The 8,482-nt window shown below is 65.8% G+C and carries 8 protein-coding genes; 4 read left to right on the top strand and 4 right to left on the bottom strand.

What is annotated here, in order from left to right:
• Positions 1 to 152: 152 nt before the first annotated feature.
• Positions 153 to 737, bottom strand: coding sequence for a TetR/AcrR family transcriptional regulator (locus tag AAFP30_RS12045; RefSeq protein ID WP_419230143.1), 585 nt, complete (start codon positions 735 to 737; stop codon positions 153 to 155).
• Between the two features lie 82 nt (positions 738 to 819).
• On the opposite strand from AAFP30_RS12045, the gene AAFP30_RS12040 reads away from it, so the two are divergent.
• Both AAFP30_RS12040 and AAFP30_RS12035 read left to right on the top strand, forming a co-directional pair.
• Positions 820 to 1,191: a DUF4267 domain-containing protein gene (locus tag AAFP30_RS12040; protein WP_419230142.1), complete on the top strand. Its 372-nt coding sequence runs from the start codon at positions 820 to 822 to the stop codon at positions 1,189 to 1,191.
• Positions 1,192 to 1,228: 37 nt separating this feature from the next.
• The gene (locus AAFP30_RS12035) at positions 1,229 to 1,750 is read left to right on the top strand and encodes a cupin domain-containing protein (RefSeq protein ID WP_419230141.1); all 522 of its coding nucleotides are present in this window, start codon (positions 1,229 to 1,231) and stop codon (positions 1,748 to 1,750) included.
• Positions 1,751 to 1,754: 4 nt separating this feature from the next.
• Here AAFP30_RS12035 and AAFP30_RS12030 read toward each other — a convergent pair whose 3' ends face one another.
• Positions 1,755 to 2,711, bottom strand: coding sequence for an alpha/beta hydrolase (locus AAFP30_RS12030; RefSeq protein WP_419230140.1), 957 nt, complete (start codon positions 2,709 to 2,711; stop codon positions 1,755 to 1,757).
• A 158-nt stretch (positions 2,712 to 2,869) separates the two neighbouring features.
• Here AAFP30_RS12030 and AAFP30_RS12025 point away from each other — a divergent pair, with 158 nt between their 5' ends.
• Together AAFP30_RS12025 and AAFP30_RS12020 are read left to right on the top strand one after the other, a co-directional pair.
• Positions 2,870 to 3,715, top strand: coding sequence for a Cof-type HAD-IIB family hydrolase (locus AAFP30_RS12025; protein ID WP_419230139.1), 846 nt, complete (start codon positions 2,870 to 2,872; stop codon positions 3,713 to 3,715).
• 49 nt (positions 3,716 to 3,764) lie between these two features.
• Positions 3,765 to 5,138, top strand: a complete 1,374-nt coding sequence (locus tag AAFP30_RS12020) for a wax ester/triacylglycerol synthase domain-containing protein (protein ID WP_419230138.1) — start codon at positions 3,765 to 3,767, stop codon at positions 5,136 to 5,138.
• A gap of 27 nt (positions 5,139 to 5,165) precedes the next feature.
• On the opposite strand, the gene AAFP30_RS12015 is transcribed toward AAFP30_RS12020, so the two are convergent.
• Together AAFP30_RS12015 and AAFP30_RS12010 are read right to left on the bottom strand one after the other, a co-directional pair.
• Positions 5,166 to 6,617 (bottom strand): MFS transporter, encoded by a 1,452-nt coding sequence (locus tag AAFP30_RS12015; RefSeq protein WP_419230137.1) that lies wholly within the window; start codon positions 6,615 to 6,617, stop codon positions 5,166 to 5,168.
• Positions 6,614 to 7,861, bottom strand: a complete 1,248-nt coding sequence (locus AAFP30_RS12010; RefSeq protein WP_419230136.1) for an alpha/beta hydrolase family protein — start codon at positions 7,859 to 7,861, stop codon at positions 6,614 to 6,616. Before AAFP30_RS12010 ends, AAFP30_RS12015 begins: the two co-directional genes overlap by 4 nt.
• Between the last annotated feature and the right edge of the window lie 621 nt (positions 7,862 to 8,482).

The following is an 8,482-nucleotide window of genomic DNA, read 5'->3' as shown; positions in this document are numbered from 1 at the left end:
GCCCGGCTCCATTCCGAACCCGGAAGCTAAGCCCTCCAGCGCCGATGGTACTGCACCCTAACCAGTGTGGGAGAGTAGGACACCGCCGAACTAAACATTAAAACTGTAGCCCCCGAAGGTAATTCGGGGGCTACAGTTGTTTTTGCAGTAATTCATTTCTCCGATACGGCGGAATTGCCGAACAATTCGGTGAGCTCATCGATACGTGCGCCAGCATTGTCTGGACGGAGTCGCTGCGTTCGACTGAGCACCGACATGCCATGCAATGCGCTCCACAAAAGCTCCGCACGCGTCTCGGCATCGGGGCTGCCCTCGCCGCCGACGGCGTCCACCAGAACGCCGAACGCGTCGCGAAGTTCCGCCGGCGTGGACTCGTCCGCGAATCGCACCTCCAGTTGCATGGAGAACATCGCCTCGTACGTCGCCGGGTTGCCCGCGGAAAAATCCAAGTATGCCGTGATGAAACGCGTCAGATGATCATCCGCGTCGTCGTCCAAGACCGCGCGCATCGTCGTGGCGAAGTCACCGAACCCGGCAATCGCGACGGCATTGACGATCCCGTCCCGGCCGTCGGGGAAGTGTCCGTATAGGACAGGTGGGCTGTACTCGATTTCATTGGCCAGTCGGCGGGTGGTCACCGCTGACCACCCCTCGCTGTCGGCGATGGCACGAGCGCACTCGATAATCCTGCGCTCACGTTCCTGCCGTTCCCGCATCCTGCGTTCCTGAACTCCCACGACGCAAACTCTATCATTGATAGGGTTTCTATCGTACGATGTCTATCGTTGATAGAAGTTCTTCATATGGAAGAGGTACGCAGTGGTTGTCACCTGGATCGGACTCGTCATCGCCTGGATCGGCGCCGTGGGCATCGTCGCGATCGGCGTCGCCTACCTGGCGCGGAGCGAGAAGAATGCCGCCGGATTCGGCCTCCCGAGTACGCTGCCACCCGATGCTCGAGGGTGGTGGCAGGTCAAGGGTGCACGGGACATCGTCACCGGGGTACTGGTGATCGTGTTCACCTTCGCGGCGCGTGAGCAGTTGGCGCTGCTGGTACTCGTGCTGGCACTGATACCGCTGATGGATATGTGGATCGTGCTGTCCAACAAGGGCGATCGCAAAGCTGCGTACACGATCCACGGAGCGACAGCGCTCGCCCTGATCGTCGCAGCAATCCTGCTGGCCGTCTGACCACCTGCCCCAACCGCCCACAAGGATTCCGATCACCATGTCCGACAACGCCACTCATCCAGAAATCGCCGGCACCGACTCGACCGCGACGGTGCGCACCGCGCACGACGAGGTCGTCGGAAGCGAACGGGCGTCGATGCGCCTGCTCTTCGACGCCTCGGACACCGATGCTGCGCTCAGCTCATTGGAGGTACGTCTCGACGTCGGCGCCGATGGTGCTGCGCCGCATTATCATCGGCAGTCGTCGGAGATGTTCTACGTCCTCGACGGTGAGCTGCAGATGCTGGCGGGCGATCAGATCATGACCGTCGGTGCCGGGTCGTCGCTCATGGTGCCCAGACTGATGCCGCATGCGTTCGGTGCGACACCTGACAGTGCGGCGCGGGTCCTGAGCGTCCTGACTCCCGGCGTCGAACGCTTCGACTACTTCCGCCTGCTGGCTCGGCTGCAGGCCAACGACGCGACGCTGGAGGAACTGGCGGCAGCGCAAGGAGAGTTCGACAACCACTTCGTCGATGCCCCCGAATGGTGGCGGGAGCGCCACGCCGCCGCACGCTGACGCGTCAGAAGAAGGCGGGGCGGAACGTCGTGAACCAGGACTGCTTGAAGTCGCGTTGCCAGTAGTCCCACCAGTGGGTGCCGTCGGGCGTGACGTGCGTGGTCAGTTTGACCCCCGGAACCAGCGCGACGCGCGGGATGTAGATCTGCGTGCTGATCGAGGCCGCGGTCTCCAACGGCACCATCTGCGCGAACCACACCGGATCGAAGGTCGGGCTGCCGGGATTGACCCGTGGATCGTAACGACTTCCGAGGCCGGAACCCGACGAGAGATACACGTACTTGCCGGCCAGGTTGTTCGCACTCAGGAACGGGTCGTTCTGTGTCCATTCGCCGAAGGGCCAGAAGCCCCACATGTTGATCGGATTACCGCCGACATCGGCGATCGCCAGCTGAATTCCTTGCGCGAAACCGGGCGCGGACACCGTCGGATATCCGCTGTAGGAGGCGACGGAGTTGTAGAAGCCCGGGTGTCGTGACGCGAGGTTGAGCGCCGAGGTCCCCGACATGGACAGGCCGGCGATGCCGTTGCGCCGGTTGTCGCTGTTGTGGCGGCGCGCCATGTACGCAGGCAGTTCGCGGGTCAGGAAGGTTTCCCACTGGTTGACGCCGAGGACCGGGTCCGGGCGCTCCCAGTTGGTGTAGAAACTGCCGGCACCGCCGAACGGCATCGCCAGGTTGGTGCCCTTACCCACCATGAACTGGTCGACGTCGGTGTTGATCAGCCAGCCGCTGTTGTTGTTGGGGGCACGCAGGCCGTCAAGCAGGTAGAGAGTGGGTTTCGGTCCGCCTCCGCCGCCGTCGACGATGCGGACGGGGATGCTGCGGCGCATCGCCGCCGAATACACCATCTCGGTGGTGCCGGCGGCGTGCGCCGACGGCGCCACCACAACCACGATGCCCAACGCCACCAGCAGTGCCACGAAGCCGGCGATCACGCGAGTGCGAACCAGAGTTACCATGCGGCAGTCCCATCGTCGGACCAGGGATCGGATCACCGGTCGCTTGTAGGGCAGTCTAGGGTTCGACATATCAGTTCGCGCACCTAAATGGTGGAACCGAAACCTGTGAATGTCGCGGACTCGATCACCACCGACCGCCACCCAGGAAGCCCCCGACGATGACCATCCCGATCCCGCCGGTACCCACCGACGTCCGTCTGATCGTCACCGACATGGACGGCACCCTGCTCGACGGTGCGAAACAGATCCCCGATTCGTTGTGGCCGCTCCTCGACGACCTGGGTGATCGCGGGATCGTGTTCAGTCCGGCGAGCGGTCGGCAGGCGGCGACACTGCTGCATCAACTCGGTCACGCGGTGCCCGGACTGGTGGTGATTGCGGAGAACGGGTCGGTCGTCGCCCGCGACGCGGAGACATTGCACGTCGCGCCGCTGGGTCGGGCCGTCGTCGACGAGGTGCTGGCCCGCGCGCGTGAGCTTGCCGCCACCGGCACCGACCTCGGTGTTGTCTTGTGTGCACCCGACGGGTCGTTCGTCGAACGGTCCGACGATCGGTTCCTCGAGCAGGTGCATCCGTACTATTTCGCCAACGAGGTGGTCGACGACCTCACCACCGTCGACGCCGAGTTCGTCAAGGTCGCGATCTACGACTTCGGCGGCATCGAGGGGGTCACCGCGCCGGCGCTGATGAAGCTCGACGGCGCGATGGAAGTCGTTGTGTCGGGTGAACATTGGCTGGACGTGATGGCTCCCGGTGTCGACAAGGCGGTCGCCGTGCGGGCAGTGCAGGAGCGGCTCGATGTCACGCCGGCCCAGACGATGGTGTTCGGCGACTATCTCAACGACCTCGCCATGCTCGGTACCGCCGACTGGTCCTACGCGATGGCCAACGCACATCCCCGCATCCTCGAGGCGGCCCGCTACGTCGCGCCGTCGAACGAGGAGAACGGGGTGGTGCGCACGGTCCGTGCCGCTCTGGGCCTGCCGGATCTGCCCGCTTCCTGACGACCAAAGACCCTGCCGCTCGTGACGTCGACGGAGAACACTGAACGGTGTGAGCAGCGACGCCCTCCGGATGACCCAATCGGACATGTTCTCCTGGCGCATGGAGCAGAACCCGATCCTGCGCTCGACAGTGGTGGCGGTGCTGCTGCTCGACGCCTCCCCGGACTGGGATCGCTTCCTCACCACCGTCGAACGTGCCGCGCAGGTCCTGCCGTCGATGCGACGCAAGCTGGTGCCGGATCTCGGGCTCGCGCCACCGCAGTGGGTCGACGACCCCGATTTCGACCTGAGCTTTCACGTCCGACGTCTCGACGCCCTACATCCCAAGAATCTGCAGGGTGTGCTCGAGGTGGCCCGCACCAAGGCGATGACCGCGTTCGACCCGGCGCGACCGATGTGGGAGTACACCCTGCTCGACGGGCTCGAACAGGACGCCGCGGCCGCGGTGGTGATGAAGTTCCACCACTCGATGACCGACGGAGTGGGGGCGGTCCGCATCGCCGCCGAGATCATGGATTTCGAGCGGGCCGGCACGGCACGCGAGCCGATGCCCGCCGCCGACGTGTCCGCGAGCGGCCCGTCGATGATCGGGACCATCGGCTGGTACGCATCGTCGGGCACTGCGCTGGTGCGTGATTCGGTCTCGACGATGGCGAAGCTGGGCGCGCGGTTCCTGATCCGCCCGATCCAGGTGGTGCGTGACGTGGCCGGCACCGCACTGTCGGTCGCCCGCATCGTCGAACCGGTCGTCACGACGGCGTCGCCGGTGATGACCGACCGCAGCACCCGGCGACACTTGGCGACGCTCGATGTCCCGGTGGATCGGCTGGCGGCGGCCGCGAACGCAGGCGGCGGCACGCTCAACGACGCTTTCCTCGCCGGCATCGTGCTCGGCATGCGGGAATACCACCGCCGCCACGATGCCCAGACCGATCAGCTGCGGATCACCATGCCGGTGAACCTCCGAGCAGACGACGATGTCACCGTCGGCGGGAACCAGATCACATTGCTGCGCTTTGCGATTCCGTGCGACATCGCCGAGCCGGAGAAACTGATCGACCGCATCCACGAGATCATCGTGAACTGGCGGCTCGAGCCCGCGGTGCCGCTGGCCGAGCCGATCGCGGGGGCACTCAACATGCTGCCCTCCGGTGCCGTCGGCGCGATGCTCGAGCACGTCGACTTCCTCGCCTCCGACGTTCCGGGCTCGCCGGTCCCGCTGTACCTGGCCGGCGGAAAGATCCTCCGGCAGTATGCTTTTGGCCCGACGATCGGGGCCGCGTTCAACGTCACCCTGCTGTCGTATGTCGGTGACTGCTGTATGGGCATCGACGTCGACGACGCCGCGGTGCCCGACCTCGACGTGTTGGTCGAGAGTCTCACCCTCGGATTCCGTGAGGTCTGCGACCTGAACTCGGCGTGACCACCACTGGTCACGCCGAGACACAGATCAGAGCGCAGGCTCGGTGGTGCCCGCGGGCTGTGCGATGATCCGCTCTCGCGAGAGGAACACCACGGCGGAACCGAGTGCGAGGGCGAAAACCCCTGTCGCCACCCAGAATCCGACGGTGATCGCATCGGCCGCGTGCTGCGGAATCGGAGTGCGGGTGACCTGATGCTCGATACCCATCACGATCGACCCGATCACCGCGACGCCCAAGGTACCGCCGAGCTGCCGGATGGTCTGCACGATGCCCGACGCCTGACTCCGCTCGGCCGTGCTGACCCGCGACAGCGCATCGGTGTTGGTCGGTGAGAACACCAGTCCCAGGCCGAAACCGGTGATGATCATGCCGGGCACCTGCAGTGTGTAGTCGAGATGCGGGAGCGCGAGCGTCCAGCAGATCATGCCAATGGTGGCGATCGCCAGTCCGGTGATCACCGGCGGACGATTTCCGCGGCGGTCGTACCAGCGACCTCCGAGCTGTGCGGCAACGGTGATCGGCAGGATCAGCGGCAGCGACGCGAGGCCGGCCTTCATCGGACTCATGTGCAGCAGGTCCTGCATGTACAGCGTGGAGAACAGGATCGTGGCGAGCAACGAGAACTGCACCAGCCCGAGGGTGACGAGGTTGGCGGTGAATGCTCGGCGGGTGAACAGTCGGACCGCGACGAGCGGTGTGGCCGAACGCCATTGGGTCGCCACAAACGCGGCGGTGAGCAGCAGGCCGGTGATGAGAGGTACCAGCGTCGCCGCCGAACCCCAGTGCCAGGTGCTGCCCTGTTGGATGGCGAGGACCGTCAGGAACAGTCCGGTGATGAGCAGTGCAGCGGCACCCATGCTGATGTGGGCGTCGCGACGGCGCTCATTGGCGGGGCGGGCGACGGCGACGAGAATCAGGGCGATAACCCCGACCGGCACGTTGAGCCAGAAGACCGCACGCCAGCTGACCCACTCGGTCAACGCCCCGCCGATGAGCGGGCCGATGGCCAGAAAGATCTGGGAGACACCGGCATAGACGGCCATCGCCCGGCCGCGTTCGGTGATCGGGAATGCGTCCATGACGATCTTCGCGGAGACCGGCATCATCAGCGCGGCGCCGATGCCCTGCGCCGCGCGTGCGGCCAGGATCCAGAACTCGCCGCCGCCGGCGGGCGCGATACCGCAGAAGACCGAGGCGACGAAGAAGGTGATGACGCCCAGACGGAAGCAGGTCACCGGTCCCAGTCGGTCACCGAGCTTCCCGCCCAGTGCCACGCAGGCGGCCATCGCGAGGACGTAGGCATTGACCACCCATTGCTGGCCGGACGACGACAGTCCGAGGTCGCGGGTCATCGACGGAAGAGCCACGGTGACGACGGTCTGGTCCAGCATGATCATCGACAACGCGCCGGTCATCGCGAACAGCGTCAGCCAGCGGTTGCCGGTGAGGGTTGAGGCGCGGTTGATCACGGTGCTCATCGCCGGCCCCCGACCGTGGTGGTGGACTCAGCGGTGACGCGGTCGGCGAGGACGGTGTCGAGCCAGTCGTAGACGACGGCGTCCCACACCCGTTGGCCGATACCGCCGCAGTGACCCGACAGGCCGGTGCTCGGATCCGGTGCGCAGAGTTCCTTGCGTTCGACCGTGAGTGCGTCGAACAGTGTCTTGCCCTGGCCGCCGACGGGATCGCCGGACGATTCGACAATGATTGTGGAACAAGTGATTTGGTGTGCGCGGTCCAGAACGGTGTATCGCTTCAGCTCGGTGAAGTAGTCGGCGATGGTGGTCACGCCATGGCAGGCCATGCGCGAGCCGAAGAAGTCGGCGCGTTCCCGGCTCATCCGGCTGAGCAGGGTCATCAGCGGCGCAGCGATCCGGCCCTTCCATCCGCCGGGGATCTTGGCACCCATGTCGGGTTGGGCGGGATCGCAGATCATCGCCGCCACCCGGGAGTCGCCGGCGACACCGCGCGGGATGAGATAACCGGCGAACGATCGTCCCTCGGCGACAACACGTTCGGTGTCGACGCCCGGCACCGTGACGAGCCAGTCGAGGATCTGCGACAGCACGACCTCGTAATCGGGCCGGAAGTAGAGGCGATCGACGATCAGCGACGCCCCCTGACCGGGACCTTCGACGGACAGCACGTTGTAGCCGCGGGCCAGCGCACCCTGCGCGAAGCCCCAACCGGATTCGGCGGTCGAGTCGTACCCGCACGGCATGACGATCGTGGGTCGCGGGCGATCGGTGTCCGCGTTCGGACGGAACAGCCATGCGTGGATGCCGACCGATGCGGCGCTCGGGGTTGCGGTGTACGGCACCGACATCTCTTCGGCGACGATCGGGCTTGCGGTGTGCGGCAGCAGTTGCATCGCTCGGGCAAAGGTCTGGCAGTGCGCCTGGTAGGCGTCCTGGAGTCGCTGATCGTCGAGGTCGCTGCGGAGGTAGAAGTAGGCCTGGCGGTAGTACTCGCTCGCACGCAGGTAGGCCTGGTGGGCGGTCACCAGGTGGCCGGCGACATGGGCCTGCTCCGCGGCATCGCGGACCGACTCGGCCCGGGCGAGCCACTGCTGGTACCAACGCTGAGGGCGGTACTTGCCACCGATCGCGTGGGCGGTGGTGAATGCCTCGCCGAGGTCGGCGGCGCCGACGGCCGCAGCCGACAGTGTCCGGCCGAACTGGCCGTCGAACTCTTCGTTGGTGAATGCGATGTGCTGTGTCATGAGAATCTCCGGGGGGTGTGCTGATGTGGTGACATCAGGAGACCGCCCGGTCCTCACAAAACGCTCACATCCCGGAAAACCGCTGGTGATCGCTGGTTGCGAGGGCGTCGGTCGCATCGGTCCAGCCGTCACGCCAACCCTGCTCGAATTGCGCGGGATCGGTTTCACGGCCACGTTTGAGCGAGTCGTGGGTGAACGGATTGCGGGGCCAGTCGAGGCCGGCATCGACGGCATAGCGCCGCGACACGGCGAACGCCCGCCCTGCGCGTTCGGTCTCGCCGGCTGCGGCCAGATGATTCCCGCGTTGTTCGACGGTGTCGCAGATCTGCACTCCGCCGCAGTCCAGATACGCGCGGAAGGCCTGATCGTTCCACCGCAGTCCCATGCCGGAGTCACCTTCGAAGAGCGCCGCGATACCCAGCATGACCGCGGCGAGATGGGTCGCGAGGGGGTCGCCACGTTCGGTACCGAGGGCCAGTGCGGTGTGTGCGTGATCGAGTGCCTCGGTGAACTGCCCGGCGATCACCTCGCTCAGTGCGGTCGCGGCGATGACGGTGGCCTCGATCGCGGCGGTACGGCCTTCGAGGAGCGTGGCGGCCCGTGCGGCGTAATCGCCGGCGA

The organism is Gordonia sp. CPCC 205515 (assembly GCF_048537925.1).
Taxonomy (GTDB): domain Bacteria; phylum Actinomycetota; class Actinomycetes; order Mycobacteriales; family Mycobacteriaceae; genus Gordonia.
Note: the sequence above shows the minus strand (reverse complement) of the source record. Positions and strands in the feature narration are given on the sequence as shown.

What these genes read in the sequence shown, in the direction of transcription:
- AAFP30_RS12035 (WP_419230141.1), top strand. Translation starts at nt 1,229, where the DNA reads ATGTCCGACAACGCCACTCATCCAGAAATCGCCGGCACCGACTCGACC.
- AAFP30_RS12030 (WP_419230140.1), bottom strand. Translation starts at nt 2,711, where the DNA reads ATGGTAACTCTGGTTCGCACTCGCGTGATCGCCGGCTTCGTGGCACTG.
- AAFP30_RS12025 (WP_419230139.1), top strand. Translation starts at nt 2,870, where the DNA reads ATGACCATCCCGATCCCGCCGGTACCCACCGACGTCCGTCTGATCGTC.
- AAFP30_RS12015 (WP_419230137.1), bottom strand. Translation starts at nt 6,617, where the DNA reads ATGAGCACCGTGATCAACCGCGCCTCAACCCTCACCGGCAACCGCTGG.
- AAFP30_RS12010 (WP_419230136.1), bottom strand. Translation starts at nt 7,861, where the DNA reads ATGACACAGCACATCGCATTCACCAACGAAGAGTTCGACGGCCAGTTC.